The 26,191-nt window shown below is 50.5% G+C and carries 25 protein-coding genes and 1 tRNA gene; 20 read left to right on the forward strand and 6 right to left on the reverse strand.

Features of this window, described 5'->3' with window-relative positions:
- Positions 1–50 precede the first annotated feature (50 nt).
- Positions 51–1,466 (reverse strand): [FeFe] hydrogenase H-cluster radical SAM maturase HydG, encoded by a 1,416-nt coding sequence (hydG, locus tag FZ040_RS12585; protein ID WP_149172318.1) that lies wholly within the window; start codon positions 1,464–1,466, stop codon positions 51–53.
- A complete protein-coding gene (gene hydE, locus FZ040_RS12590) occupies positions 1,459–2,535 on the reverse strand; it encodes a [FeFe] hydrogenase H-cluster radical SAM maturase HydE (RefSeq protein WP_149172319.1) in 1,077 nt (358 codons plus the stop codon). The genes hydG and hydE overlap by 8 nt, the downstream gene beginning before the upstream one ends.
- Positions 2,536–2,927: 392 nt before the next feature.
- On the opposite strand from hydE, the gene FZ040_RS12595 reads away from it, so the two are divergent.
- The 16 genes from FZ040_RS12595 (at position 2,928) to FZ040_RS12670 (ending at position 18,756) form a co-directional block, all read left to right on the forward strand.
- Positions 2,928–3,869 (forward strand): ABC transporter permease, encoded by a 942-nt coding sequence (locus tag FZ040_RS12595; protein WP_149172320.1) that lies wholly within the window; start codon positions 2,928–2,930, stop codon positions 3,867–3,869.
- On the forward strand, positions 3,866–4,714 hold the full coding sequence (locus tag FZ040_RS12600) for an ABC transporter permease (protein ID WP_149172321.1): 849 nt from the start codon (positions 3,866–3,868) through the stop codon (positions 4,712–4,714). The genes FZ040_RS12595 and FZ040_RS12600 overlap by 4 nt, the downstream gene beginning before the upstream one ends.
- 2 nt (positions 4,715–4,716) lie before the next feature.
- Entirely contained in the window at positions 4,717–5,496 is a 780-nt protein-coding gene (locus FZ040_RS12605) for an ABC transporter ATP-binding protein (protein WP_149172322.1), read from the forward strand.
- A gap of 4 nt (positions 5,497–5,500) precedes the next feature.
- Positions 5,501–6,259 (forward strand): ABC transporter ATP-binding protein, encoded by a 759-nt coding sequence (locus FZ040_RS12610; RefSeq protein ID WP_149172323.1) that lies wholly within the window; start codon positions 5,501–5,503, stop codon positions 6,257–6,259.
- A gap of 40 nt (positions 6,260–6,299) precedes the next feature.
- Complete coding sequence (locus tag FZ040_RS12615) at positions 6,300–7,853, forward strand: ABC transporter substrate-binding protein (RefSeq protein ID WP_149172324.1); 1,554 nt, start codon at positions 6,300–6,302, stop codon at positions 7,851–7,853.
- 148 nt (positions 7,854–8,001) lie between these two features.
- Positions 8,002–8,757 (forward strand): class I SAM-dependent methyltransferase, encoded by a 756-nt coding sequence (locus tag FZ040_RS12620; protein ID WP_149172325.1) that lies wholly within the window; start codon positions 8,002–8,004, stop codon positions 8,755–8,757.
- Between the two features lie 319 nt (positions 8,758–9,076).
- Complete coding sequence (locus FZ040_RS12625; protein WP_149172326.1) at positions 9,077–10,249, forward strand: ABC transporter substrate-binding protein; 1,173 nt, start codon at positions 9,077–9,079, stop codon at positions 10,247–10,249.
- Between the two features lie 103 nt (positions 10,250–10,352).
- Positions 10,353–11,240 carry a branched-chain amino acid ABC transporter permease gene (locus FZ040_RS12630; protein WP_149172327.1) on the forward strand — a complete coding sequence of 296 codons (888 nt, stop codon included), beginning with the start codon at positions 10,353–10,355 and terminating at the stop codon, positions 11,238–11,240.
- A 12-nt stretch (positions 11,241–11,252) separates the two neighbouring features.
- Positions 11,253–12,203 (forward strand): branched-chain amino acid ABC transporter permease, encoded by a 951-nt coding sequence (locus FZ040_RS12635; RefSeq protein ID WP_149172328.1) that lies wholly within the window; start codon positions 11,253–11,255, stop codon positions 12,201–12,203.
- Entirely contained in the window at positions 12,203–12,973 is a 771-nt protein-coding gene (locus FZ040_RS12640; protein WP_149172329.1) for an ABC transporter ATP-binding protein, read from the forward strand. The genes FZ040_RS12635 and FZ040_RS12640 overlap by 1 nt, the downstream gene beginning before the upstream one ends.
- An 8-nt stretch (positions 12,974–12,981) precedes the next feature.
- Positions 12,982–13,686 (forward strand): ABC transporter ATP-binding protein, encoded by a 705-nt coding sequence (locus FZ040_RS12645; RefSeq protein WP_149172348.1) that lies wholly within the window; start codon positions 12,982–12,984, stop codon positions 13,684–13,686.
- A gap of 103 nt (positions 13,687–13,789) precedes the next feature.
- The gene (locus tag FZ040_RS12650; protein ID WP_149172330.1) at positions 13,790–14,434 is read left to right on the forward strand and encodes a CBS and ACT domain-containing protein; all 645 of its coding nucleotides are present in this window, start codon (positions 13,790–13,792) and stop codon (positions 14,432–14,434) included.
- Positions 14,435–14,556: 122 nt separating this feature from the next.
- Positions 14,557–15,210 (forward strand): hypothetical protein, encoded by a 654-nt coding sequence (locus FZ040_RS12655; protein ID WP_149172331.1) that lies wholly within the window; start codon positions 14,557–14,559, stop codon positions 15,208–15,210.
- Between the two features lie 171 nt (positions 15,211–15,381).
- Positions 15,382–17,352, forward strand: a complete 1,971-nt coding sequence (locus tag FZ040_RS12660; protein WP_149172332.1) for a methyl-accepting chemotaxis protein — start codon at positions 15,382–15,384, stop codon at positions 17,350–17,352.
- 211 nt (positions 17,353–17,563) lie between these two features.
- The gene (locus tag FZ040_RS12665; protein WP_149172333.1) at positions 17,564–18,346 is read left to right on the forward strand and encodes a histidine kinase dimerization/phospho-acceptor domain-containing protein; all 783 of its coding nucleotides are present in this window, start codon (positions 17,564–17,566) and stop codon (positions 18,344–18,346) included.
- Positions 18,347–18,348: 2 nt separating this feature from the next.
- Complete coding sequence (locus FZ040_RS12670; RefSeq protein ID WP_149172334.1) at positions 18,349–18,756, forward strand: response regulator; 408 nt, start codon at positions 18,349–18,351, stop codon at positions 18,754–18,756.
- A gap of 44 nt (positions 18,757–18,800) precedes the next feature.
- On the opposite strand, the gene FZ040_RS12675 is transcribed toward FZ040_RS12670, so the two are convergent.
- The 4 genes from FZ040_RS12675 to FZ040_RS12690 all read right to left on the reverse strand — a co-directional run bounded on the left by FZ040_RS12675 (position 18,801) and on the right by FZ040_RS12690 (position 21,635).
- Entirely contained in the window at positions 18,801–19,688 is an 888-nt protein-coding gene (locus FZ040_RS12675; RefSeq protein ID WP_255448889.1) for an ROK family protein, read from the reverse strand.
- Between the two features lie 109 nt (positions 19,689–19,797).
- Positions 19,798–21,084, reverse strand: a complete 1,287-nt coding sequence (locus FZ040_RS12680; protein WP_149172335.1) for a glucosaminidase domain-containing protein — start codon at positions 21,082–21,084, stop codon at positions 19,798–19,800.
- Between the two features lie 68 nt (positions 21,085–21,152).
- Positions 21,153–21,226 (reverse strand) — tRNA-Gly (locus FZ040_RS12685).
- Between the two features lie 79 nt (positions 21,227–21,305).
- Positions 21,306–21,635: a helix-turn-helix domain-containing protein gene (locus FZ040_RS12690; RefSeq protein WP_149172336.1), complete on the reverse strand. Its 330-nt coding sequence runs from the start codon at positions 21,633–21,635 to the stop codon at positions 21,306–21,308.
- A 307-nt stretch (positions 21,636–21,942) separates the two neighbouring features.
- Between FZ040_RS12690 and FZ040_RS12695 the strand changes: the two genes are divergently transcribed.
- The 4 genes from FZ040_RS12695 to FZ040_RS12710 all read left to right on the forward strand — a co-directional run bounded on the left by FZ040_RS12695 (position 21,943) and on the right by FZ040_RS12710 (position 26,167).
- On the forward strand, positions 21,943–23,172 hold the full coding sequence (locus tag FZ040_RS12695) for an MBOAT family O-acyltransferase (protein ID WP_255448890.1): 1,230 nt from the start codon (positions 21,943–21,945) through the stop codon (positions 23,170–23,172).
- A gap of 12 nt (positions 23,173–23,184) precedes the next feature.
- Positions 23,185–24,540 carry an alginate O-acetyltransferase AlgX-related protein gene (locus FZ040_RS12700; RefSeq protein ID WP_149172338.1) on the forward strand — a complete coding sequence of 452 codons (1,356 nt, stop codon included), beginning with the start codon at positions 23,185–23,187 and terminating at the stop codon, positions 24,538–24,540.
- Positions 24,541–24,746: 206 nt separating this feature from the next.
- The gene (locus FZ040_RS12705; protein WP_149172339.1) at positions 24,747–24,998 is read left to right on the forward strand and encodes a hypothetical protein; all 252 of its coding nucleotides are present in this window, start codon (positions 24,747–24,749) and stop codon (positions 24,996–24,998) included.
- 302 nt (positions 24,999–25,300) lie between these two features.
- The gene (locus tag FZ040_RS12710; protein ID WP_149172340.1) at positions 25,301–26,167 is read left to right on the forward strand and encodes a flagellin; all 867 of its coding nucleotides are present in this window, start codon (positions 25,301–25,303) and stop codon (positions 26,165–26,167) included.
- The last annotated feature ends 24 nt before the right edge of the window (positions 26,168–26,191 follow it).

The following is a 26,191-nucleotide window of genomic DNA, read 5'->3' on the forward strand; positions in this document are numbered from 1 at the left end:
ATGGAGCTGCTGCTCCATTAGCGGGGGATTTTTATGTCGTAAATACAGGATCAGAAGCGGAAGTCGCGTTCGCCCTGTTCGATTTTTTGCAGGCGTTCGGCCAGCGTTTTGCGGGCGGCCGGATTGGTTACATCGGGGATGTTTTTCGCAATCAGTTTCTCGCCGGCAGCTTTCGTTTCCGGGGAGGCATAATCCTCGAGATATTCCTTCAGGGTCATCAGGGCATTGGGCAGGCAGCAGTTCTGAATCTGCTTTGCCTTGCAGAGGGCCATGAAGCGGTCGCCGGTGCGGCCTTCCCGATAGCAGGCCGTGCAGAAGGAGGGTACGTAGTCCATATCGATGAGCCATTTCATGACATCGTCGAGACTGCGGGTATCCGAGACATCGAACTGGGCCGTTTCGTCCGGGCGTTCTTCCTGGGTGTAGCCGCCGACAGACGTCCGGGAACCGCCGGAAATCTGAGAGATACCGAGGTGCAGAACGCGCTCACGGGATTTCTGGGATTCGCGGGTCGAGACAATCATGCCCGTGTAAGGAACGGCGATTCGGATGCAGGCGACAATCTTGGCGAAGGTATCGTCGTTGATGGCATTGCTGAACGTGTTGACGTCAATGTCATCAGCCGGGCAGATGCGCGGTACGGAAATCGTATGCGGGCCGACGCCGAATTTTGCCTCAAGGTGCTCTGCGTGCATCAAAAGGCCAGCGTATTCGTAGCGGTATTTGTCGAGGCCGAAGAGTACGCCAAGACCGACGTCGTCGATGCCGCCTTCCATTGCACGGTCCATAGCCTCCGTGTGGTAGGCGTAGTCGTGTTTTGGACCCGTCGGATGGAGTTTTTCATAGGAATCCTTGTGATAGGTTTCCTGGAACAGGATATAGGTGCCAATGCCGGCCTCGTGGAGTTTGCGGTAGTTTTCGACCGTCGTGGCGGCAATGTTGACGTTGACGCGGCGGATAGCGCCGTTCTTGTGCTTGACGGAGTAAATCGTATGGATGGATTCGAGGATATACTCAATCGGGTTGTTGACCGGGTCTTCGCCGGCTTCGATGGCCAGGCGTTTGTGGCCCATATCCTGCAGGGCGATGACCTCGTCGCGAATCTGTTCTTGCGTGAGTTTTACGCGCGGGATGGTCTTGTTTACGCCGTGATACGGGCAGTAGATACAGCCGTTGATGCAGTAGTTGGAAAGATAGAGCGGGGCAAACAGCACGATGCGGTTGCCATAGAATTGCTTTTTGATGTCTTCAGCGAGTTTAAAGATTTCCTCGTTCTTTTCGGGAATCTCGCAGGCCAGCAGTACCGATGCTTCGCGGTGGTTAAGCCCTTTGCATTCTTTGGCTTTCGCGATGATGGAATCGATGAGTTCAGCGTTGTTTTTGTTCTGGTCAGCGTATTCAAGGGAGGCGAGGATTTCCTCGTGATCGATGAATTCTGAGGCTTTGTTAGATTTTGGGTTATACACAGTGAAGTTCCTCCTTCGTGTTTAGATAGCGGATATTGTCGCCACGGCTGACGGCCAGCTCACGGCCGACGGATTCAATTCGTTTGGTAAGGCAGACAATGCATTCGGCTGCTTCTTCCCCCGTGCAGATTTTGTTGTCGTAGAGCTGATATTTCTCGCGGACGCTCTTGGGGGAAAGATTGGGCATGACTACGTTGGCACCGGCAAGAAGACCTTTCTCCCGTCCGCGGGGGTCGATGGTTCCCAGCGCCGTGGTGGCCGGCAGCAGCACTTCCGGCATCATCAGGCGGATGAGACTCAGCAGGAACAGCGTCTCGTCCAGCGTGCCGGCGGGCTCCTGGGCAAAAGGCGTCCCGGCGGCTGGGATAAACGGGCCGATGCCTACCATTTCCGGCTGGAGCTTGCCGAGGAACAGCAGGTCGCGGGCCAAATCCTCCGGCCGCTGCCCGGGGGAACCAACCATGAACCCTGCGCCGGTCTGGTAGCCGAGCTCCTTTAGGGTGCGAAGGCATTCATAGCGGTTTTCGGCGCTCATGGAAGGCGGGTGGAGGTGCCGGTAATGCGCCGGCGTGGCTGTTTCGTGGCGAAGAAGATACCGGTCGGCACCGGCCTTGCGGTACATTGCGTAGCTTTCCCGTGTTTTTTCGCCGATGGAAAGCGTGACGGCACAATCGGGATGATTGTGTTTTAGCTGCCGCACCAGCTGGCAGATTTTGTCATCGGTGTAGTACGGGTCTTCGCCGCCTTGCAGGACAAAGGTACGGAAGCCAAGTGCATAGCCGTTTTGGGCACAGGCGAGAATCTGTTCTTCGCTGAGCCGGTAGCGCTGCGCGCTGCGATTGCTGGCCCGGATGCCGCAATAATAGCAGTCGTTTTTGCAGATGTTGGTGAATTCGATGAGTCCGCGGATGAAAACTTTTTTGCCATAGTGTTTTTCGGCTGTTTCGGCCGCCAGACTGGCTGCGTATGCCTGCAGTTCCTCATCGCGCCGGGCAAGCAGTTCGGTGAATTCATCAAGGGAGAGGTTATGGGATTGATGCAATCGGTCAATCAAGTGTTTTAGGTTCATAGGATAGCCTCTGCTTTTGTTTATTGTCATAGTAATGAGCATGTCATAGCTTTTATTATACCATGTAAATAAGACGCCGTGCATCGTATAGATTAATAATAATTATACTGATGCACGGCGACTATATATTGCAGTAGACAAACGGGATGTTATTCTCTGCAAATACATTCCCGCTAAGTCAGTTGAGCCTCTGAAGTAGCGATTGGAATATATCGAACTATCATTATTATTATAAAAAGTATTAATGGCGATGTGCAAGCTCCCCAGGGGGATAAAATGACCGGAAATTTCGCATAAATATGAAAATATCCCCCCGGGGGGCTTACTAATACCGTTTATTTTCCGCTACTATAATATTGTTGTGTATTAAATTTATGAGGAGGATAGGCAAAATGAATTATGCCTTGAAACGGTTTGGGCAGTTAATACCAATTCTTTTTGGCATTACGTTCCTATCTTTTTTGCTGATATATATGGCCGGAAGTGATGCGGTGACGGAGTTGTATACGAACCGCGGCGTCGAGGTGGCTCAGGAAATCCTCGATGAGCGGCGGGCGGAACTCGGGCTGAATCTGCCGTTTTTTACCCAGTATGTGAACTGGCTTTGGGGGATGCTTCATGGGGATATGGGCATCAGCTATGTCACGGGAGAGCCGGTACTCGCAGCTTTTTTGCGCAAGCTTCCGGCGACGCTGTTGCTCACGGCGCTGTCCATCCTGCTGACGGTGGCCATTGCCATTCCTGCGGGGATACTCGCGGCGGTACGCCAGGACAGGGCCGCCGATTTTATCCTGCGGTTTTGCAGTTTTATCGGCAATGCCATGCCGAATTTTTTCGTCGGCATGCTGCTGATGCAGTTTTTGGGGATACAGCTGGAGTTATTGCCGGTTATTTCCAGCGGGGTCGGGCTGAAAAGTGCGATCATGCCGACACTGACGCTGGCGATTGCGATGTCAGCCAAATATATGCGGCAGGTGCGTTCGGCGGTGCTTGAGGAACTCAACAAGGAGTATGTGCAAGGGGCTATGGCACGAGGGATAAGCAACCGGGTCATCCTTTGGAAAAATGTCATGAAGGCTTCGATGCTGACGATTATGACGCTCTTGGCCTTGTCGATTGGCAGCCTGCTTGGCGGCACGGCTATTGTTGAGAGCATTTTTATGTGGGACGGTGTAGGAAAGCTGGCGGTTGATGCCATCAATATGCGCGATTATCCGTTGATTCAGGCCTATGTCATGTGGATGGCAGTTATTTATGTGGTCGTCAATCTGGCTGCGGACCTCTTGTATCATCAGTTTGACCCGCGTATCCGTTTGGGAGGGAAGCAGAATTGAATGAGGTAAGTGTACGGGCTCCCAAGATTTCCCGGGACAGGCTGAAGAAGAAATTGTATTTTTTTTCACTGGTAGCCGCGCTGTTGATTTTGGCGGCATTCTTCAGTGAATATTTGTGTCCGTATGACCCTTATGCACAGGATATGTCGCTGGCTAAGGCCGCGCCATCGGCTCAGCATCTTTTGGGGACGGACCGGTATGGGCGGGATATGCTTTCCCGGGTTATTGCTGGCAGTTTCACCAGTATTTTTTCCACGCTGGCGTTGGTGGGATTTATTACCGTTTTGGGTACGATTATCGGAGTTTTTTGTGCCTGGGCGGGCAAATGGATAGATACTGTGCTCATGCGGCTGGCGGATATGTTTTTGGCATTTCCCGGTCTGGTATTTGCCTTGGCGGTGGCCGCTGTCTTGGGCGGCGGTGTCCACAACGCTATTTTTGCCCTGGCGGCTATCAGCTGGCCGAAATATGCGCGGCTTGCGCGCAGCCAGACGCTGGCGCAGCAGGAACTGCCCTATATGCAGGCCGTCCGGATGGCGGGCAGCAGTCCGCTGAAAATAATCCGCAAGCATGTGCTTCCCAATATTGCCGGACCAATTCTGGTGACGGCCATGCTTGACATTGGTACGATGATGATTGAGCTGGCAGGGCTGTCGTTCCTGGGATTGGGGGCAAAGCCGCCGATTCCTGAGTGGGGCAGCATGATGAGCGATACGCGCAATCTGCTGGCAACGCAGCCTTGGGTGACACTGGCGCCGGGTTTTGCGATTTTTCTCTCGGTTATGATTTTTAATCTGCTAGGGGATACCGTGCGTGACTGGCTGGACCCTAAGAACCGGAGGTAATCATGAGCGAAATCATTCGATATGAACACGTGGATATCAGCTATTACGAGAAACGGGTAGTTCAGGATATCAGTTTTGCCGTGCAGCCGGGAGAAATCCTCGGCATTGCCGGAGAAAGCGGCAGTGGCAAGTCAACCCTTTTGCGGGCGGCTATGGGACTGCTGGGCCGCGGCGGTGTCGTGACGCGGGGTGATATCTGGTATGGGGATAAGGATTTGCCGGATTTACCGGTGAAGGAACTGCGGGCGCTCTGCGGCTCGGAAATGGCGATGATTTTCCAGTCGGCAGGCAATTCCTTTTGTGCCATCCGTACTGTGGGAGCCCAGCTCTGGGAAATGATGCAGGCGCATGGGAAAAAGGATAAAGTGGCGTTTGCAGAACAGGCGCGGGATATTCTGGCAAAGTTTGGCTTTGCAAGTCCTGGCAGGATTTTAGACAGCTATCCCTTTGAATTGTCGGGGGGCATGCAGCAGCGGGTTGGGGTGGCGGCGGCCATGCTGCTTCAGCCGAAACTGCTGCTGGCAGATGAGCCGACGTCAGCCCTCGACGTGACCGTGCAAAAACAGGTCATAGAGGAAATGCTGCTGGCGCGCAAGCTGTTTGGTACGAGTATTCTGCTCGTTACGCATAACATCGGTGTAATCCGGAAAATGGCTGATGAGGTACTAATCATGAAAGATGGTGCCTGTGTGGAATACGGAAATACCCATGAGGTCATGGAGCGGCCGCAGTCGGCCTATACCAAGAAATTACTGGCGGCGGTGCCGTGTCTGCGGAGGTGATTGAATGGAAAAAATACTGGAAGCAAGGCACCTGCGGAAGGTTTTTCAGGCTGGCAGCCGCGAACCGCTGCTGGCGGTAGATGATGTGAGCTTTGCTGTCGGAGCTGGCGAAAAAGTAGCTTTGATTGGGGAAAGCGGCAGTGGCAAGAGTACCGTGGCCAAGCTTATAACCCGGCTGCTGGCGGTGACTGATGGCCAGATTTTTCTTGATGGCGAGGAGATCACCAGGGCACGGGGAATGAAGCTCAAACAGGCATACCGGAAAATGCAGATGGTATTTCAATCCCCCGTTGACAGTTTTGACCCGCGCTGTACGCTGGGGGATGGCATTGCGGAAAGCCTGCGGAATCATGGTTATGCGAAGGCTGAGGCTGGAGCGGAAACGGCCCGGCTGATGGAACTTTGCGGGCTCAGGCCGGAACTTTCGGATTGCTATCCCTACGAGGTCAGCGGCGGCCAGTGCCAGCGGGCGGCCATTGCGCGGGCGCTGGCGATTCGGCCGAAGCTGCTGATTCTTGATGAGGCGACATCCGCGCTGGACGTGACGGTGCAGGCAGAGATTATGTCACTGTTAAACCGCTTGCAGCGTGAACTCTCGATGTCGTATCTTTTTATCTGTCATGATATTGCCCTCGTGCAGGATTTTTGTGACCGCGTGCTGGTCATGCATAATGGCAGGATAGTAGAGGAGGGGACTGCGGATGAGGTAATCCGTCATCCGCAGAAAAAATATACCCAAATGCTTATTGACAGTGTTTTGTAAGGCTTTCTTTTGGGAAGGCGGAAGGAAAGGCGTAAATTGTATGAAGTGGAAAAAACTTTTGGCGCTGGCCGTAAGTGCCGGCCTTTGTATCGGTGCGTTAACCGGCTGTGGCGGCAGTCAGACGGGGAAGTCTGATGCTGGCAAGGTGCTTACTATTGGCGACACGACGTTTAACAGTTCCAACGAGGAACCCGATATCAATCCGCATAATGCTTATGCTGGCTGGGCTTGCATCCGTTATGGTGTTGGCGAGACGCTGGTAAAATATTCCGATACCATGGAAATCCAGCCGTGGCTGGCAACCAAATGGGAAAATACCGATCCGCTGACCTGGAAGATTACGCTGCGCGATGATGTCACGTATTCGTCCGGCCGCAATATGGATGGCGAGTCGGTAAAGCAATGTTTGGAGCATTTGATTGCCAACAACAAACGGGCGAAACAGGATTTGAAGATTGCTTCGATTGAAGCCAATGGACAGGAAATCACGATTAAAACGACGGAGCCTAAACCGGCGCTGCTGAATTATCTCGGTGACCCGTATGGCTGCATCATTGATGTCAATGCTGGCTTTGAGAATGGCATGGTGGCCGGTACCGGCCCGTACATTGCGACGGATATGAAGACTGATGACCATTTGACGCTCAAGAAAAATGAGAACTATTGGGGCGGCACGCCGAAACTTGATAAGATTATCATCCGCACGATAACGGATGGCAATACGCTGGCCAATGCCCTGCAGTCCGGTGAGGTGCAGGCTGCTTATGGCATGGCGTATGAAAGCTATCCGTTGTTCAAGAATGACAAATACACCATCTCGCAGATACCCACATCGCGCTGCTTCTTTGGCAAGATGAATTTTGACCCGGATTCGGTCTGCGCTGACCCTGCTGTCCGCAAGGCGATTTCCATGGGAATCGATAAGGAGAACTTTGTCGATAAACTGCTGGAGGGCAATGGCTTCACGGCTAATGGCGTATTCCCGGCAGGTTCGGCCTTTGGCGGCGATAAGGTTAAAGCCGAGAAGTACGACCCGGAAGGTGCCAAGGCGGTTTTGGAGCAGGCTGGTTGGATTGACACCGATGGCGATGGCATTCGCGAGAAAAATGGCAAGAAGCTCGTCGTCAAATGGCTGACCTATCCGAGCCGTCAGGAACTGCCCCTGCTGGCCGAGTCGGCCCAGGCTACGCTCAAGGATATCGGCATTGCCGTTGATATCAACAATACGGCCGACAACAATCAGGTGGTAAAAAATCCGAAGAACTGGGATGTTTATGCAATGGCCAACGTCCAGGCGCCAACTGGCGACCCTGAATATTGGTTTACGGTATTTGCGACCGGTAATGCTACCAAGAATCAGGGCAAATATCAAAGCGCGAAACTCGATGCGCTCGAAGCAGAGCTCAGCCAGACGTTTGACCCGGCCAAGCGGGCCGAATTGGCCTTGCAAATGCAGCAGGTAGTTCTCGATGACCATGCCTTTGTATTCTGCTCCTTCCTCAAGATGAGCATGATTTCCAAGGCCGATGTCAAGAACTATACTTCGCATGCCTGCGACTACTATCAGATTACTGCCGACCTCGATGTCGAATAACGTAACCTTCCCATAGAAAAAAAGCCTAATGGCAACCAGAATAGGTGCTGTTAGGCTTTTTCGCCATAATAAACCCCCTGGGGGGGCTTATCCAGCGCCTGCTAATCCTTTACAATAAAGGAAGATAAGAATTACTGGAGGTAAGCGTATGGATTCGAAGAATGTTTGGCGTAACAGGGAACAGGAGGATTATACGGCGTTGCATCGGGAAATCGAGTCGTATTGGGATGTGCGTAGTAAGGCGTTCAGTAAGGTGAGGTTAAGGGAGTTAGCTGGTCCGAGTGGAAAGGCATGGAAGAGCTTATTGGAAGAAAAGCTGCCGCAGGGCAGAATACTTCGGGTTCTTGATATCGGAACAGGAGCAGGATTCTTCGCTATTTTGTTGGCAGGTATGGGGCATGAAGTGGTAGGCATTGATATGTCAGGGGATATGCTCCATGAGGCGAAGCAGAATGTTATCGCCAGCGGCGTTTCGGCAAAATTCCAGAAGATGGATGCCCAGGCGCTGACCTTTGCCGATGAATCGTTTGACGTGGTAATCAGCCGCAACCTGACTTGGACGCTGCCTGATGCAATGGCCGCTTATCGCGAGTGGCGGCGGGTGTTAAAGCCCGGCGGCCTGCTACTCAATTTTGATTCTGATTATGGTCTGGAGACGTTTTCCCGCAAGGAGGATCAGGCCAATGTTCATGCCAATATCGAGCAGAAATTAGTAGATACCTGCAATGCGATTAAGGATGCCGTACGCATCAGCACCCATCGCCGTCCGGCGTGGGATGCCGCGTATCTGCAGGAACTCGATATGACGGTGGATATTGAGCCGGATATCGCTGGCAGGGTTCACAACGACCCGTCGATGCATTATGATTCCGTGCCGTTATTTGCCATTTTTGCGAGAAAGTAAAAAATTCCGCTGACTCAAACGGATGAGTCAGCGGATTTTTTCTTGTCAGGCAGGACTTTGATTGTCAAATGTCTAATATAGATATACAAAATCATAATTGCATCATCATGACGATATTGTACTTTTAATCCATGTATACCGTATAAACGATACATAACGGTAAAAATTTCCTGACTGGTTTCTTTGCGGAGGACAAATGATTAATATTTGTGGCTGGATTTTACATGTATACATTGACTTTTGTAAACATGTAAACTATAATTAGTTCCATCGTTGATTGTTTTACGGGCAACGAATGAGAGACAAGGGAGGAATTCATATGAATTTCAGCAAGAAAAGCTTGAAACTCATGAGTGTTATCGCTGGTACGATGCTCATGGGCAGTGTATTTGCCGGTTGTGGTGATGAAGGCAGTGCCGATGAAATCAAAGTCGGTGCAAACTTCGAGAGCACGGGCAATGTTGCCAACTATGGCCAGGCAACGCTCGATGGCTTCAATCTGGCAATCAAGGAAATCAATGATGCCGGCGGCGTCAACGGCAAGAAAATCAAAGTCGTGGCCGCTGACAATAAATCCGAGGCGTCCGAGGCTGTCAATGCCGCTACGAAGCTGATTTCCGATGACAAGGTAAAGGTTATCGTCGGACCGGCAGTAACGGCAAATGTCATTGCTGAGTCGCAGGTGGCAACGGACAACAAGATTCCTATCATTGCTCCGGATGCGACGAGCCCGGATGTAACGGTGGAAAATGGACAGGTAAAACCGTTTGTATTCCGCAGCTGCTTTATCGACCCGCAGCAGGGTTCCGTTATGGCCAAATTTGCGGCTGAGAAACTCAAAGCCAAAACGGCAGTAATCTATGTGGACAACAGCTCCGATTATTCTAAGAGCCTTGGCAAAGTGTTCAAGGAGAAATTCGAGGCTGCTGGCGGCAAGGTTCTGATGGAAGAAGCCTTCCTCGCCAAAGATCAGGATTTCAAAGCTGCTTTGACGAAACTCAAAACGGCCAATGCCGATGTCGTATTCGTTCCGGCTTATTATGAAGAAGTCGGCAAAATCGTAAAACAGGCTCGTGAGCTTGGCTTTAAACAGCCGTTCCTCGGCACGGATGGCTGGGATGATTCGAAAGTAGCCGATATCGCCGGTGCTGATGCGCTGAACAACACCTTCTTCAGCACCCACTATTCGGATAAAGATGCCGAAGTAAAAGGCTTTGTCGATGCGTTCACGAAAGAGTATGGCCATGCACCAAACGTATTTGCAGCACTCGGCTATGATGCCGGTAAGATGCTGGCAGATGCAATCAAACGTGCAGGCAGCGATGACCCGGAGAAGATTCGCGAGGCACTGGAGCAGACCAAGGACCTCAAAGTAGGTACGGGCACCATCACGATGGATAAACACCACAACCCAATCAAGCAGGCAGTTATCCTGGAGAACAAAAATGGCGACCGCGTCATGGTTGCTAAAATCATGCCGGATGCTGAATGATTGAGCGAATAGGGCAGAACCAGGGGGCCGCAGTGATGCGGCCCTTTGTACTATCGTATAGTGTCCGTCAAGGATGGACGATGCGATAAGGAGGAGGAAAATTATGGAAGTTACGCACCAGGTCCTGCAGCAGCTCGTCAATGGCATTTCGCTGGGCAGCATTTATGCGCTGATTGCGTTAGGCTACACGATGATTTACGGTATTATCAAGCTCATCAACTTCGCCCATGGCGATATTTATATGGTGGGCGCTTATATCGGTTTTTTTGCGATTACGCAGGCACATTTATCAATAGTACCCGCACTGATTATCTCGTTTGTTGTTACGGGGATTCTCGGCATGGTGGTCGAGAAGCTCGCGTATAAGCCGCTTCGTCATGCACCGCGCATTTCGGTGCTCATCACGGCAATTGGTGTTTCGTTTTTCCTGGAGTACACGAGCATGTACTTCGTATCGCCGACGCCGCGTACGTTTCCGGCCATTTTCGGCGATGTGGCCATCGAGATTGGCGGCATTGTCATCAATGGCCAGCAGATGCTGATTCTCGGCATTACGACTATCCTGATGATTGTTTTGACCTATATTGTCCATCGGACCAAAACAGGCAAGGCTATGCGGGCGGCTTCGTTTGATACGGAGACGGCACAGCTCATGGGGATTGATTCGGACCGCATCATTTCCATCACGTTTGGCATCGGTTCGGCACTGGCGGCGGTAGCTGGTGTGCTGGTTGGTGTCTACTATAACTCCATCGACCCGCTGATGGGAATCATGCCAGGCCTCAAGGCTTTCGTGGCCGCTGTCCTCGGCGGTATCGGCATTTTGCCGGGCGCAGTAGTAGGCGGTTTGATTCTCGGCATTGTTGAAGCGTTTGTCTCGGGTTTTGTATCTTCGACGTTCCGCGATGCGGCGGCATTTGCCATCCTGATTCTCGTGCTGCTGTTCAAACCGACGGGACTGTTTGGCAAAAATACGAAAGAAAAGGTCTAAGGGGGGAGCTTCATGAAATATTTACGCAAAAATGATTTTATCATGATAGGCTTCGCCGTTGTCCTGTTTGCGGTGCTTCAGGGGCTTATCGCGGGCCGTATCCTGAGTTCGTTTTGGCAGCTGAATCTGCTGATTGTCGGCATCAATATCATTATGGCGGTCAGCCTCAACCTCATCAATGGTTATACGGGACAGTTCTCGCTGGGCCATGCAGGCTTTATGGCTGTCGGCGCTTATGTGGGCGTTGTGCTTACGACAAATTTCCACTTGCCGTTTTTGGCGGCTTTGGCAGCTGGTGCCGTTGCTGCTGGTATCCTCGGGTTCCTTATCGGTATTCCGACGCTGCGGCTGCGCGGGGATTATCTGGCTATCGCCACACTGGGGCTCGGTGAGATTATCCGCATCGTCATCATGAATATCGATTATGTAGGCGGTGCGGCAGGCTTCAAGGGCATTCCGCATCATACGACGTTTGCCTGGGTGTTTTTCATCATGTTGTTTGCGCTGTTCTTTATCAAGAATTTCGTAAATTCCAATCAGGGGCGCGCCTGCCTGGCTATCCGCGAGAATGAGATTGCCGCGGAATCGATGGGAGTCAATACGACGAAGTATAAGATTATGGCGTTTACGATTGGCGCTTCGTTTGCCGGCGTGGCTGGCGTTCTGTTTGCGCACAGCTTTTATCTCATCAGTCCGAATTCGTTTACGTTCATGCAGTCGTTTAACTATCTCATCATGGTAGTTATGGGTGGTCTTGGCTCGATTACGGGTTCGATTGCCGGTGCTTTTGTCGTTACCTTTATCTCGGCAGCTCTCGCCAGCTGGCCGGAGTTCCGCATGATTATTTATGCGCTGGCGCTTATCCTGATGATGTTCTATCGTCCGCAGGGCTTGTTTGGTTACATGGAAGTTACCAATATGCGTATCTTCCGTAAAATTTTCAAGAAAGGGGGCCGCGGCTGATGGCTAAGGAATTACTCAAGGCAACTGACGTGTCTGAGGTGTTTGGCGGCCTCAAGGCAGTTTCGGATTTTAATTTCCACATTGATAAAGGCGAATTGGTCGGCCTTATCGGCCCGAATGGTGCCGGCAAGACGACGGCCTTCAATCTGATTACTGGCGTTTATCAGCCGACGACTGGCGAGATTCATTTCGATGGCAAGAGCATTGTTGGCTTGAAGCCGTATCAGATTACCCAGCGCGGCATTGCGCGCACGTTCCAGAATATCCGGCTGTTTTCGGAGTTGACGGTTCTCGAAAATGTCAAGATTGCGTTCCATTTTCACGTCAAATACGGCCTGCTCGAATCGGTCTTCCGCATGGGACGGTATTTTTCGGAAGAGGAAAAGATTGAAGAAGAAGCCTTGAAGCTTTTGAAAATCTTCCATCTCGAAGATAAGGCCGATGAGCTGGCGAAGAATCTGCCGTATGGTGCCCAGCGGCGTTTGGAGATTGCGCGCGCTCTTGCCGCCAAGCCGAAGCTGTTGCTGCTCGATGAGCCGGCTGCCGGCATGAATCCGCAGGAGACGAAAGAGCTCATGGAGATGATTTCCTGGATTCGCAAGGAGTTTGGCCTGACGATTCTTCTGATTGAGCATGACATGAGTCTCGTCATGGGGATTTGTGAGCGCATTTATGTATTGGAGTATGGCATGATTATTGCACAGGGAACGCCGGATGTCATCAAGAACGACCCGGAAGTTATCCGGGCATATTTGGGAGGCGAAGCATAATGGGCAAAATGTTGGAATTAAAAGATTTGAATGTCTATTATGATGCCATCCATGCGATTAAGGGAATCAGCCTGGAAGTCAATCAGGGAGAAATTGTCACCCTTATCGGAGCCAACGGCGCTGGAAAATCGACGACACTGCGCACGATTTCGGGACTTTTGAAGCCGAAGTCCGGTACGATAACGTTTGAAGGAAAAGATATCGCGGGCAGCAAGGCCCATGAAATCGTTCGCAACGGCATCAGCCAGGTGCCGGAGGGGCGCCGCATCTTTGCGGAGATGTCGGTTATGGAGAATCTTGACCTGGGTGCCTTTACGCGCAAGGATAAAGACGGGATCAAGGCAGATGTCAAGCATGTCTTTGAATTGTTCCCGCGCCTCGAGGAACGCAAAAATCAGATAGCGGGCACGCTCTCGGGCGGCGAGCAGCAGATGCTCGCGATGGGGCGGGCATTGATGAGCCGTCCGCGGCTGTTGCTGCTCGATGAGCCGTCAATGGGCCTCGCGCCGCTGCTCATCAAAGAAATCTTCAATATCATCGTCGATATCAACAAAGCAGGAACGACGGTGCTGCTTGTCGAGCAGAATGCCAATATGGCTCTGTCGATAGCCAACCGCGCCTATGTCCTGGAAACGGGCCGCATAACGCTCGCTGGTGATGCCAAAGAACTGGCGGCCAGTGAAGAGGTGCGCAAGGCGTATTTGGGCGGCTGATTGTTGGGGACCAGAAGGGATTCGCCGGATTTTGGCGAATCCTTTTGTATATATCAAAATCCTGAGCCGTCAGGTCTCAGGTACAGAAACGGAGGGTATCAATATGTTTGTGGCAAATCGTATGACGAAGAATCCCGTGACTATTGCGCCGGATGCATCGCTTGATGATGCGTTTATGGCGATGAAAAAAGGACATTTCCGCCGGCTGCCGGTCGTGGAAGATGGCAAGCTCGTCGGTTTTTTCAGCGATAAGGACCTCATGCGGGTGGCACCGTCTCCGGCGACAACGCTTTCCCGTTATGAGGAAAAGTCCCTGCTCGATAAGCTTAAAGTAGCGGAAATCATGAACAAAGATGTCATTTCCGTTGGCGAGGATGCGACGATAGAGGAAGCAGCCCTTATCATGTACGATAAGAAAATCGGCGGGCTGCCGGTCATCTCAGCGGTCGGTGCGGTGGTTGGCGTCATCACGGAGACAGATATTTTCAAGACCTTTGTCGATGTCATGGCCCTTTCGGAGGGGAAGACGCGTCTTACGGTTTTGGTGGATAACAAGGTCGGCGTGGTCAATGAGATTTCTGGCATCTTCGCGGCAGCGGGCTTGTCGATTGACAGCCTCGTGACCTGCAAGCAGGAAGACGGCAGTTATGAGATTGTCATTCGCGGGATAATCCCCGATACCGAGAAGATTAAGACACTCATTGAGGAGAAAGGCTATAAAGTAGTTCATTCCGTTAAATTTGATTAAAATTTTTAATCCAAACGCGCAAAAATCTGCTTGATTTTTTGCGCGTTTTTCGTGATAATATAGATAGGAATACTTTACTCTGATATGTAAGTGCAAGTGGATAACATAAGGAGGAAGCGAACATGGATGTCAAAGGAATTGCTTCGCTCTCGCAGCAAACGGCTGCACTGAGTGCAAGCTACAAGAAAACAACAACCTCGACGACTACGGATGAAGCGAAGAACCTGACGACAACGACTTCGACAACCGAAGCGTTTACGCTGGATTTTTCGGCAACAGCGCAGAAGGCATCGGGGGCAATTAAGGGCATGACGACCGAGCAGGTCGATGTGCTTAAAGACGGTATCCAGAAGAGTTATCAGCTCATGATTAAGACAATGACCGAGCAGAATGCGAAACTGCAGGGATGGCTTGATCAGGGCATCGGCCAGCTGAACTTTGATGGTATTCTTTTCGGTACCGATAAGTTTGCGCTGCCGCCGGTCGGGACGACGCCGGAAGAGGCACAGGCAGCCATCAGTGATGGCGGTGATTATTCGGTTGATGCAGTTGCCTCGCGCATTTTCGACATGGCTTCGACGATTGCCGGTGGTGACCCGGAGAAACTCAAGGCAATGCAGGCTGCGGTTGAGGAGGGCTTCAAGCAGGCCGGCATAGTCTGGAAAGACGAGATTGGTCAGGATGATATGCCGCAGATTACGAAAGATACGCATGCGGAAATCAACAAGCGGTTTGAGGAGCTGTTTGCTAAGCTGGCAGCACTAAAAGATGAATAACCGGCATGGGCCAATGAGAGAATTAGATAAGATAAGCCTGCCCGGAAGCAGATTGTTTCCGGGCAGGCTTTTTTGTGTCTGTAGGCAGGAAATAAAAAAAATAACAAGAACTTATTAAAATACTAAATAGAGGGATGTTAACGACTAGGCAAAGAGAAAAGGGGGAAAACTATGGGATTGAAACAGAAATTTTTGATACTGGCCGGACTGGTGGGTGTGCTGCTGGCAATTGTGTCCGTAAGCGGTTATTACATGGCCAGCACCTCGCTGCGCGAAAGCGTTGACAGCGGACTCCGGTCGTCGGTTATTGCAAAGGTAAACCGGATTGACGGCTGGCTGGTATCCAAGGAATCCTTTGCGATTGCAACGGCCAATCACATGACAAGTCTCAATGGCGATACTGAACAGCTGAAAGCTAAGGCAACGCTGGGCACGACGGTATCGGATAAGGAGCTCTTGGACCAGGCGGCAGGCCTGGAGGATGGCTATTTCTATACCTATAATGGCGGTGATTTTACCGGCAAAAAGGACCCGCGGCAGCGTCCCTGGTATAAAGATGCCAAAGCTGCGGATAAGCCGATCTTTACGGAGGTTTATGTCGACAATGTCACGGGGAAATTGATTGTCTCAGCAGCGGCGCCGATTAAGGCTGATGGGAATTTCATCGGTGCAGTCTGCACGGATATATCGCTTGATACCTTAGAAGAGCAGATCGGTGATATGAAGTATCATGGCGAGGGAATCGGCTATTTGTTTGATAAAGATGGCAACATCCTTGCCAGTGCCGGCGACGAAAAGGCTATGGACAGCTTTAAGAACGTCGATGGCTTTGGCGCTCATTTTGATGAGATTATGAAAAATGACAAGGGATTCTTTGAGGTGACGAGCAAGGGAACGGACTATGTTTACGCCTATCAGAAACTCCCGAGTACCGGCTGGTATATTGGCCTGGCCGTACCAAGTGATTTCGTCTTTGCGGCACTCAACCATTTGAAAATGGTCTATGGCATTTTGACGATTGCCGGCTTGTTCCTGACGATTTTTGTCTGCCTGGCATTTGCCAATAAAATCACGACGCCGATTTCCGGGCTGGAGCATCACGCAACCCAGCTGGCTGACGGCAACCTTCAGCTGGAAGACCTGGCTGTTACTTCCTCCGATGAAATCGGGTCGCTGACCAATGCGTTCAACAAGATGAGCGGCAGTTTGCGCGCGCTCATCTCACGCATGGCTACGACGTCGGAACAGGTGGCGGCATCGGCGGAGGAACTTACGGCCAATGCGCAGCAGTCAGCCGATGCGTCAGTACATGTAGCTGAGACGGTGGGCGAAGTCTCGGCAGGTATGAATCAGCAGCTTGAGGATATCAATGGAGCCAAGGAAAACGTCGATGTGGTCTTCCGCGATATTACGGCTATGGCGGATAAGGCCCGCCTGGTATCGGATACCTCGAACCAGACGGCTGAGGCGGCACAAAAGGGCGCCGCGCTTATGGAACAGGCTGTTTCGCGCATGGGCAACATCGAGTCGAGTGTCATCGCCTCGGCCGATGTAGTGCGCAAGCTTGGCGAGAACAGCCAGCAGATTGGCCAGATTGTCGAGGCGATTTCCTCCATTTCGCAGCAGACGAATCTCTTGTCGCTCAATGCGGCTATTGAGGCAGCCCGTGCCGGTGAGCATGGGCGCGGCTTTGCCGTCGTAGCGGAAGAAGTCCGCAAGCTGGCGGCGGAGTCGCAGGAGTCGGCCGAAGAGATTAAGGCACGCATTGCCTCGATTCAAAAGGATACCGCCGAAGCCGTGGAATCCATGCAGGCTGGAACCGATGAAGTGAAAACCGGTACGGCGGCCATTCGTGAAGTCGGTGCTCATTTCTCCGATATTCTTGGGATGGTCAATGGCATCAACGACCAGATGGCAGAGATAAACAACTCGGTCAAGACGGTAACCGGTGGTGCGGAGCATATTGTTGAAGCGGTGGACAATATCGATACTATCAGCCGCAAGACGGCTAATAGTACCCAGGTGATTTCGGCAGCTACTGAAGAACAGTCGGCCTCGAATGAAGAGATAGCAGCCGCCTCCCAGGCACTGGCAAAGATGGCGACCGATATGCAAACAGAAATCAGCAAATTTACGCTGTGAGAAGCAGGTGCTTTGGCAGCTGTCTGCGAAGGAAAATCTCCGTTGGCCCATGAGGGCCAGCGGAGATTTTATTTTTCTATACAGGTCATTTTTTTTGTAGTATGATAAAAATAGATAATGTGGCTGGATAACAGGTTTGATTCCAGTCAGCTGTGCTTGGATGATAAGAGGAAATACCATCAAAGTCAACTGATGAAGGAGGTCAAGCGAGATGGGCGATGAAGCTTTCGGGGCGGATATACTTCAGGAAATCATGGGGCATATCAGTGAGGGGATTTGCCTTCTCAATGAGTCAGGGGAGATTCTTGATATCAATCGTGCTGGTCTTGCTATTATGGAAAACACCCGTGATGCATGTTTGAACCTACAGTTTGGGGATGCTTTTCATTGTGAGAACAGTTTGGAGCGTGGCTGTGGTCATGGGGGTGTTTGCCGCCACTGCCCGGTACGCAAGAATCTTGAAGCGGCAATCATGGAGGATTCGTTTAGCAGCGAGTTTACCGTTAGAATGTATAGCGCACGCCGCAGCCGGGGCGTTTGGCTGCGGCTTAGCGTTTCGCAGATAAAAAGCCCGGCGGGGAAACGGATTCTCATCGTGCTGACGGATGATACGGACCGTAAGGACGATGAACGCCGGCTCGGACAGGCGCAAGCCAGGGCCGATGAGGCGGAAGAGATGAAGCAGCAGTTCTTGTCGCACAAGAATCACGAAATCCGCACCGCGATAAACGGGATTACCGGTATGCTGGAACTGATGGGCAGAGAAACCTTGACGGAGAAGCAGCAGCGGTATTGGCAGAATGCGAAGAAGAGTGCAGATGAATTGGTCCGCTTGATCGGAGAATTGTTTGCGTTCCGGAAGCCAACGGCGGTACCGGAACGGCCGGAGGTCCTTAGGGATGAAGATGAGGCAGAAGTAGAAGCACTTATGAAGTATTGCCTGCATAAGCTGGAGCAGAGCGAATGGGGAGACAAACCCGAGGTGGAGGGGTAGCCATGAAGATACTGATTGCGGAAGATGACCGGCTCAGCCGGACTTTCCTCGAGGAATTCATGAAGGATTATGGGAGCTGTGATTCGGCTTCGGATGGCATGGAAACGCTGGATTTGATCCTCGAGGCGATAAAGCAGAAGGAGCCATATGATTTGCTCTGTTTGGATATCATGATGCCGAAGGTCGATGGCTTTAAGGTGCTAAAGGTTATCCGCGGGCTTGAACAGCAGTATAAAGTTCCGCCGGAACAGCGCATGAAAATCATCATGATGACGGCGATTGCCGATGTGGACTATGTCGATCAGGCGTTTACCTGTGGCTGTGATGCCTATGCGTCTAAGCCAATCAATATGGAGAAAGTACAGGAAGTCATGCAGCAGTTGGGGCTGGTTTCTGTATCGCAGGAGTGACAAAACGACCCTGCCGCAAAATCTTGCGGCAGGGTCGTTTTCTGTCAGAAATTGTGTTTTGCCATGAGGTTGGAAATGGCACCGAGCAGGTTGGCGTCGTTTCCGTGCTGGCAGGCGATGATGTGCGGGCGGATGCGGGCTACTTCGGCATCGCGGATGATGTGGTCGAGATGTTTCTCGATGTTTGGAATCAAATCCGCGCGGGAGCTGATTGCACCACCAAGCAGGAAGGCTTCCGGGTCAAAGATGTACTGGATATTGTAGATGGCGCGGGCCAGATATTCATACATATTTTCGATGTATTGCTGGGCATCTTTGTCGCCGGCTTCGGCCATGGCGTAGATTTTTTGTCCGTCCAGTTCGTCGGGGAAAATTTGACGTTGGGCGGACAGCTGGCGGACCAGCGCCCCGGAACAGCCGCTTTCACTCAGGATGTTTTTACGTTCGCTTACATAAATATAACCGAATTCACCGCCGTGAAGATGGGCGCCATGAATGATTTCCTTATTGTGGACGAGGGCACCGCCAACACCGGTGCCAAGGACGAAAAAGGCAACATCCTGATAGTCCTTGCCTGCGCCGGTCCAGACTTCGCCCAGGGCTGCGCAGTTGGCATCATTTTCCATCGCAGCTGGCAGGCCGAGCTTCTTTTCAAGCTCGGGCAGGATGGGAAAGTCATGGATATAGGGGAGCGCGCTGCTGCCACCGATAATGCCGGTCGTTCCATTTACCGCACCAGGCATGGAAAAGCCAATGCCGGTGAGGGTATACCGCTCGGCCAGCTTGTTCTTGGCAATCGCCAGCTGGGTATAGAAGTCATCCAGTGTTTCCGGAGTCCGGAAGGAACCGCGGTCGTAAAATTTGCCGCATTCATCAAGGACGGCAAATTTTACGCTGCTGCCGCCGACATCAAAACCGAGAAAATACATCATGGCCATCTCCTTTAATTATTGCTGAGTTCAGCCTATCATAGGAGATGTACTGGTTCAATAGCTTGGGGAAAGCTTGGACGAATGCTTCAGAAGAAACAAGAAAAAACAATTATTTTTTGAGACAAGCTTCCATGATGAACTGGTTAGCAAGGACATTCATATTGGCTGAGTTGATGGCAGCAGCCTCGTAAAAGTCCTTCCAGGCGTTGCTGTATTTCTTCTGCTGGATGTGGGCGACGCCAATCAGATTGCGGGCGTCGGCCGAACGGTCTTCGATTTGCAGGAGCTGTTCCATATCGGCGATGGCTCCCGTGTAATCTTTGGCTTCGAAACGCATCAGGCCGCGGTTGAACCATCCCTGATTGAGGTTTGGCGTAATCGTCAGCAGAGTATCGTAGTCCTTGCGGGCGAGTTTTTTATTGCCGAGTTTGCCGGCGGTGAGGGCATGGTTATAAAGGGCTTCGCCAGACTGCGGTTCAAAGACCATGGCTTGGGAGAAATCCTTGAGGGCAGCGGTATAATCGCCGCGGTTATACCAGACAATGCCGCGGTAAATGTAGGAGGAAGCCTCATCGGGGGCGCTCTTGACTTTGCGGTTGCCGGCATCGAGCGCGGCATCCGATGCGTCTGGTGCCTGTGCCTGACGCCAGAGGCTCAAGATTTCCTGACCGTAGTTTTTGCCCGGAACGGCCCAGGCACCGTTGAGGCCAGTCCATTTGAGGACTTTGCCGTGAAGGTCCGGGCGGTTGCGGACTACATGCCAGTAGCGGGGGTCGACAATGGCGATGGACGGTTTTTCTACGCGGGTGTAGGCCAGCAGGTGCTGGATATGCGCGCGGACGCCAAGCTGTGCCGTGGCAAAGCTGTGGCCGGGTTCGTGATTGCCCGTGGCGCCGAGACCACAGAAGTTATTCTGCTTAGGCGAAACGTCGCCGCCGTAGCCAAAGAAACCCGTTTCCTTGATGGCCTGGCATAAAGCAACGTCCGGGCGGATGCCTTCGCGGCCGGCTTCCTGATAGTAGTAGTTTACGATATCTTCAACACTGCAGGTAAGCTTCGGTTTGGCATTGTGCTTTTTGATGAAGCTTATCATCTGTTCCTGCGTGGCCTCGGCAGGCCCCATAATGGAAATCGTGTCGGGAGCTGCATCGACGGTCATCATCGGTGAATTAAAAGCCGGTGCGATTTTCCAATGCACCTGGGAAATCGCTTTTTTATTGACATCTCCGGGCATTTCTTTCGAAAAGTCCGGACGGTCCGGCAGCGTGCGGTTGGCAACCGGCGTGCTGGCCACCTGAGGAGACGCGGAAGCGGCTTCGGTGACAGATGGCTGGAAACTTACGGCCAGCAGGCTGCAGCTGAGCGACGCAGCCAAAAGAGAACGACGGAAACGCATAATAGTACCTCCAGAAAAATGGTAACAAAAAAACTCCATGACGAACGCCATGGAGTTAAAATTTCAATTGGAGCGGGTAATGGGAATCGAACCCACCTCTCTAGCTTGGGAAGCTGGCATTCTACCGATGAACTATACCCGCATCGACTTTTATAGTTTAGCATCTTTGGGAAGAAAATGCAAGAATTTTGCACACGGTGGTATGCGTAAAAATTCTTGCATTATGGTGTTTTGAAAAACAGTTCTACTACGGCTGATAACTTTTGCCGCTCTTCATCGGTAGGGGGACGTCCGAAAATTTGATAGTCTCCATTACGCAGGAAATTAGTTAAATCGGGCAAAGTGTTGGGATCTTTTGGGTGATGGTCCAGTAGAAAGTCTAAGGACACTTCAAAGTAATCGGCTAACTTTATCAGCATGTCAATATCTGGTTCATTGACGCCACACTCATATCGATTGTAGGTATTGGGCTTTATTTGCAGGGCTTCAGCGATTTCTTTTTGTTTTATGTCAGAATCTTCGCGTAGTGCCCGTAGTCGCTTTGTAAACATCGGTAAATCTCCTTTTGCCTTTAAGTCTAGCAAAGAAGGAGATTTCTACTTCAAAAAGTGATGAAACAGGAATTTATACATTGAAAAATCCTAAAATATAGATATACTAAGTTAAGGGAATGATAGAAAAATTTACCACTAAGTGCTATGGGAGGCGTTCTGTTTGGTTTTTTCATCCACAGTGTTTTTATTCCTGTTTCTGCCGTTGACTTTGTGTATATATTACAATCCTTGGATAAAGGGAAGACGATGTCGCAATGTTTTCCTGCTGTTGGTTAGTTTATTGTTCTACGCATGGGGAGAGCCAGTGTTTGTGTTCCTGATGCTTTTGTCCATTGGCGTTGGGTATCTGGTGGGACGGCATTTGCAAGGGACAAGGCGCAAGTGGTGGCTAGGAGCAGGTGTGACTTTTCATGTGGGTTTGCTCTTTGTCTTTAAGTATCTGACTTTTGTGTTGGGACAGTTGGGGCTATTGGTGGGGCGTTTGGAGGGCTTTGCTATTGCTCTGCCCATTGGTATTTCCTTTTTCACGTTTCAACTTTTGTCGTATCTTTTTGACGTTTACTATGGCAAGGCTGTGGCTCAGAGGAATATCCTGAACCTGGGGCTTTACGTGGCGCTGTTCCCGCAGCTCATTGCGGGGCCAATCGTGCGCTATGATGCCATTGCTGCAGAAATCATGGGACGTCGGGAAAACCTTACAGACTTTAGTGAAGGCATGATGCGTTTTATCTATGGCTTGGCGAAAAAAGTGTTGATTGCCAATTATATGGGGCAGCTGGCAGATACCGTTTTTGCCATGGAGGGAAGCCTTTCTGTGGGGACGGCATGGCTAGGTGCGATTGCCTATACTTTGCAGATATACTTTGACTTTTCCGGTTACTCGGATATGGCTATTGGATTAGGGCGAATGTTTGGTTTCCATTTTGCCGAGAACTTCAATTATCCATATATTGCCCGAAGTGCTACGGAATTTTGGCGGCGTTGGCATATTTCTCTGGGCTCATGGTTCCGCGATTATGTCTATATTCCCTTGGGAGGCAATCGTTGTCCCAAGTGGCACTGGGTGCTGAACCTTTTTGCTGTGTGGGCATTGACTGGTATTTGGCATGGAGCCAACTATACATTCTTGGTTTGGGGCTTGTTTTATTTTGTCCTTTTGCTGTTGGAAAAATTTACCCATTTGCCAGAAAAACTGGGGATTTTTGCGCATGTATATGCCTTGGTGGCGGTTATGGTGGGTTGGGTAATGTTCCGTTCGGCAAACCTTGGTGCAGGCTTGCATTACATCGGTATGTTGTTTGGTATAGGGAGTATTGGTCTTGCGGATGAATATTTCTGGCTTTATTTCAGTCAGACTGCCAGTGTACTGTTGACAGGCATTATCTTTTCCTTGCCGGTGGTGCCATGGTTGAAAAAACATGGTGGCAGGTTTGTGGAAAATATCGAGCCAGTGGCGACGTTGGGATTATTCTTGTTGACCTTAGTGGTTACGGTAAGTGCCAGCTATAATCCATTTATTTACTTCAATTTCTAAGGAGGAGCAGGGATGCGAAAGTTTAATATTCGGCAGGGGCTGATGCTTTGTGCATCTGGCTTGCTGGTGATGGTAATGTTGACTGTGTTTATGCGATTGGGGACAACTCATATCATGGTTAAGCGGGCGCATATGGATAATGTGGTTACGCAGACAATTCTCTATGATAATGCCGATTTGCAAATGGAGAAGAAAGAAGTTGATAGAAAAATTGATTGGGAGAAAGCATATCCGTTTTCTGATATTGATCGTGTGAAAAAGAAGGAATGGTTGACTACAAGGAAAATAGAGGATAAAGCCGAACAAGTCGAAAAGAAAATCGGCGATTGGACGAGCAAATACTTGCTTGGCTATTATAAACTGGCAGAGGCTGGGCGTGGATATACAGAAAAAATCGGCTGGGGGTTAATTAGCCCCCAGCAGGAAGTGATATCGTTAGGAAATGGCTATTGGTCATTCGTTTATCCGAAAGATAGCAGCGCTATCCGAGAAAAAGCAGATTCCTTAATTGAGTTAGCGCAAAATGTGGAGGCAAATGGAGGGCGGTTTATATATATTCAGGCACCTTTTAAGGTAGATCCCTATGGGGATTGTGGTATTAATGGCATGTTTGATTTTTCTAATCAGAATTGTGATGATTTGTTGGGACAGTTGCAGGCACGTAGTATAGCAACTATGGATTTGCGACAGGACTTGCATAGTTGGGCACAGGCGGAGCAATTAAGTTATCATGAATACTTCTTTCGTACGGATCATCACTGGAAGCCGGAGACTGCCTTGCGGGCGGCGAAAGTAGTGGGAGAAAGATTATGTGAGTATGGTATTCCGGTAGATGGTCAGCACTATGATTTACATGATTTTGATGTGGAGGTGTTGCCGGAGTTCTTTTTAGGGAGTGAGGGGAAAAGAGTTACCTTGTCTAGGGCATTGCCGGATAATTTTGCAATATTACATCCGAAATTCGCTACGAAAATCACATTAGACATTCCAGAAAAAAACATTCACGATACTGGAGATTTTGAACTTGCTTATGATAAGACGCGTGTGGAGCGGTGTGATTATTATCATCTGAATCCGTATGGCATGTATGGTTATGGTGATAGACAGGTCATGAATATTGAAAATTTGCTGCTTCCGGTAACCGATAAAAAGGTTTTGTTAATTAGAGACTCATTCTGTGATACGATGGCACCCTTTTTGGCTTTGGGAATCCGTAATTTAATGACTCTTGATGTGCGTCATTTCACTGGCAGTGTTAAAACTTATATTGCTACACATAAACCGGATGTGGTGATTGTGATGTATACAGGCTCGCTGTCAGGTGGAATTGAGTGGGGAACCCATAAAGATAAATTCGATTTTCGATAAACTACCATGAGAAAAAGCTCCATCAGTACAGCTAGTAGTTAAATGATGGAGCTTTTGACTTTATATAGGCGTATCGGTATAATGTACGCAGAGCAAGTAACCATGATTGGTACGGAGCAATGACGGCTGTTGGGACTCCGGTGTTTTTATATAGAGACACTATCCGGAAAGGAGGAAACTCCAGAACGGAAGGAGGTGCATGGTTCATGCACAAGCAAGGCTATCTGATTCAGCTGATAAAGACAGTCTTCCCCAACCCGACTTGGCGGCAAATAATGGCAACGATAATAATCGTTTGGTGTTTGCTGATACTGACCTTTGCGGGGCTAGGCATATTTAATGTGCATATAGCTAACAATGTGCTGTATCTGGCAGGTATCACGTTGGTTGGTCGTGGGTTGAAATATGTTTTTGGGCATGAAAAAACCGCCCCACCAGGCGGTCCTTCACAAAAATAAGCACATTTCTTCAAACGAGCTATCAGCTTCTGCAAAAGCTGTAGTTCTTATATAGCTACAACACTGGGCAGCCGTCATTGTGGCTTGCTCTTTTGTGTTGTCTAATTACTCTTCATACTTAGATTATAGCAATTTTGGAGATTTAGTCAAGATTATGGTCTAGCGTTGGTAGCGGATAAAAGATGCGAAATCATATTGCAGAGGGGGAGTCTTTTCCTATATAATGTAAGTGGGAGAGATTACGCCAAAATCGGCAGCTCCCGGATAAGGTTTTGGGAAAATGAAGAGAAAGGAGAATGCTTATGAGCATTACCGGCATTATGAATGGGCTTAACAGCTCACTCAACTCGCTGAATAAGGTTCATGGTGCGCAGAGCAGCAGCGTCCAAAAGATTGCTACGGGTTCTTCGCATCCTAGTGCGTCGTACGGTCCATCTGACTATGCGATTATTCAGCGCACGTACTCCAACATCGGGGCAGTATCTCAGTCCAATAGCAATTCGCAGACGGCAAATTCCATGTTGTCTACGGCTGCAGGGGCAGTCAATGAGACGGTCAGCAACCTGACTTCTCTTCGCTCCACACTGCTGGAAGCAGCTAATGGCACCAACGCGAACAGCGACCGCGCTGCACTGCAGAAATCGGTGGAGCAGACCATTGCTTCTATTGATGACAATGCCTCGGTAACGTACAACGGCAAGCGCTTGCTTGATGGCACGCAGTCGTTGACGGTAGCTGGTGAAAACGGCTACAACACGGTGAATCTTGGCGACATGACGTCCCATGGCCTTGGCCTTACGGACAGTGAGGGAAAGAGCACCATTGATTTGACCGATGCATCGTCTATCAGCGATGCCCTCGATAAAGTCGACAGTGCACTCAATGCCGCTACGGATCAGGCTACCAGCATTGGTGCTGCACAGCAGGGACTTACCTATCAGTCTTCGAATTATACGACGACGCAGGAAAATCTCGAAGCTACGGCAACGACGATGGATGGTACGGATATTGCAAAAGAATCGGTAAACCTTGCCAGCTCCAACACTCAGGAGCAGATGGCACTTTTCGCTATCAAGCAGGGTTTGCAGAGCCTTAGCCAGCAGACGGTTGGCGCTTTGGGCGGTATCAATAACCACAGCCGGAGTGCAGCGGCAAGTATGTTAATGTAATCCAGATAAAAGGAGAGGCCGTTA

It is taken from the genome of Pseudoselenomonas ruminis (assembly GCF_008271295.1).
Lineage (GTDB): Bacteria > Bacillota > Negativicutes > Selenomonadales > Selenomonadaceae > Selenomonas_A > Selenomonas_A ruminis.

Excerpts from the sequence above, each read along its gene's own strand:
- hydE (WP_149172319.1), bottom strand. The coding sequence starts at position 2,535 with ATGAACCTAAAACACTTGATTGACCGATTGCATCAATCCCATAACCTC.
- FZ040_RS12595 (WP_149172320.1), top strand. The coding sequence starts at position 2,928 with ATGAATTATGCCTTGAAACGGTTTGGGCAGTTAATACCAATTCTTTTT.
- FZ040_RS12605 (WP_149172322.1), top strand. The coding sequence starts at position 4,717 with ATGAGCGAAATCATTCGATATGAACACGTGGATATCAGCTATTACGAG.
- FZ040_RS12610 (WP_149172323.1), top strand. The coding sequence starts at position 5,501 with ATGGAAAAAATACTGGAAGCAAGGCACCTGCGGAAGGTTTTTCAGGCT.
- FZ040_RS12615 (WP_149172324.1), top strand. The coding sequence starts at position 6,300 with ATGAAGTGGAAAAAACTTTTGGCGCTGGCCGTAAGTGCCGGCCTTTGT.
- FZ040_RS12620 (WP_149172325.1), top strand. The coding sequence starts at position 8,002 with ATGGATTCGAAGAATGTTTGGCGTAACAGGGAACAGGAGGATTATACG.
- FZ040_RS12625 (WP_149172326.1), top strand. The coding sequence starts at position 9,077 with ATGAATTTCAGCAAGAAAAGCTTGAAACTCATGAGTGTTATCGCTGGT.
- FZ040_RS12630 (WP_149172327.1), top strand. The coding sequence starts at position 10,353 with ATGGAAGTTACGCACCAGGTCCTGCAGCAGCTCGTCAATGGCATTTCG.
- FZ040_RS12635 (WP_149172328.1), top strand. The coding sequence starts at position 11,253 with ATGAAATATTTACGCAAAAATGATTTTATCATGATAGGCTTCGCCGTT.
- FZ040_RS12640 (WP_149172329.1), top strand. The coding sequence starts at position 12,203 with ATGGCTAAGGAATTACTCAAGGCAACTGACGTGTCTGAGGTGTTTGGC.
- FZ040_RS12645 (WP_149172348.1), top strand. The coding sequence starts at position 12,982 with ATGTTGGAATTAAAAGATTTGAATGTCTATTATGATGCCATCCATGCG.
- FZ040_RS12650 (WP_149172330.1), top strand. The coding sequence starts at position 13,790 with ATGTTTGTGGCAAATCGTATGACGAAGAATCCCGTGACTATTGCGCCG.
- FZ040_RS12655 (WP_149172331.1), top strand. The coding sequence starts at position 14,557 with ATGGATGTCAAAGGAATTGCTTCGCTCTCGCAGCAAACGGCTGCACTG.
- FZ040_RS12660 (WP_149172332.1), top strand. The coding sequence starts at position 15,382 with ATGGGATTGAAACAGAAATTTTTGATACTGGCCGGACTGGTGGGTGTG.
- FZ040_RS12665 (WP_149172333.1), top strand. The coding sequence starts at position 17,564 with ATGGGCGATGAAGCTTTCGGGGCGGATATACTTCAGGAAATCATGGGG.
- FZ040_RS12670 (WP_149172334.1), top strand. The coding sequence starts at position 18,349 with ATGAAGATACTGATTGCGGAAGATGACCGGCTCAGCCGGACTTTCCTC.
- FZ040_RS12675 (WP_255448889.1), bottom strand. The coding sequence starts at position 19,688 with ATGATGTATTTTCTCGGTTTTGATGTCGGCGGCAGCAGCGTAAAATTT.
- FZ040_RS12680 (WP_149172335.1), bottom strand. The coding sequence starts at position 21,084 with ATGCGTTTCCGTCGTTCTCTTTTGGCTGCGTCGCTCAGCTGCAGCCTG.
- FZ040_RS12690 (WP_149172336.1), bottom strand. The coding sequence starts at position 21,635 with ATGTTTACAAAGCGACTACGGGCACTACGCGAAGATTCTGACATAAAA.
- FZ040_RS12700 (WP_149172338.1), top strand. The coding sequence starts at position 23,185 with ATGCGAAAGTTTAATATTCGGCAGGGGCTGATGCTTTGTGCATCTGGC.
- FZ040_RS12705 (WP_149172339.1), top strand. The coding sequence starts at position 24,747 with ATGCACAAGCAAGGCTATCTGATTCAGCTGATAAAGACAGTCTTCCCC.
- FZ040_RS12710 (WP_149172340.1), top strand. The coding sequence starts at position 25,301 with ATGAGCATTACCGGCATTATGAATGGGCTTAACAGCTCACTCAACTCG.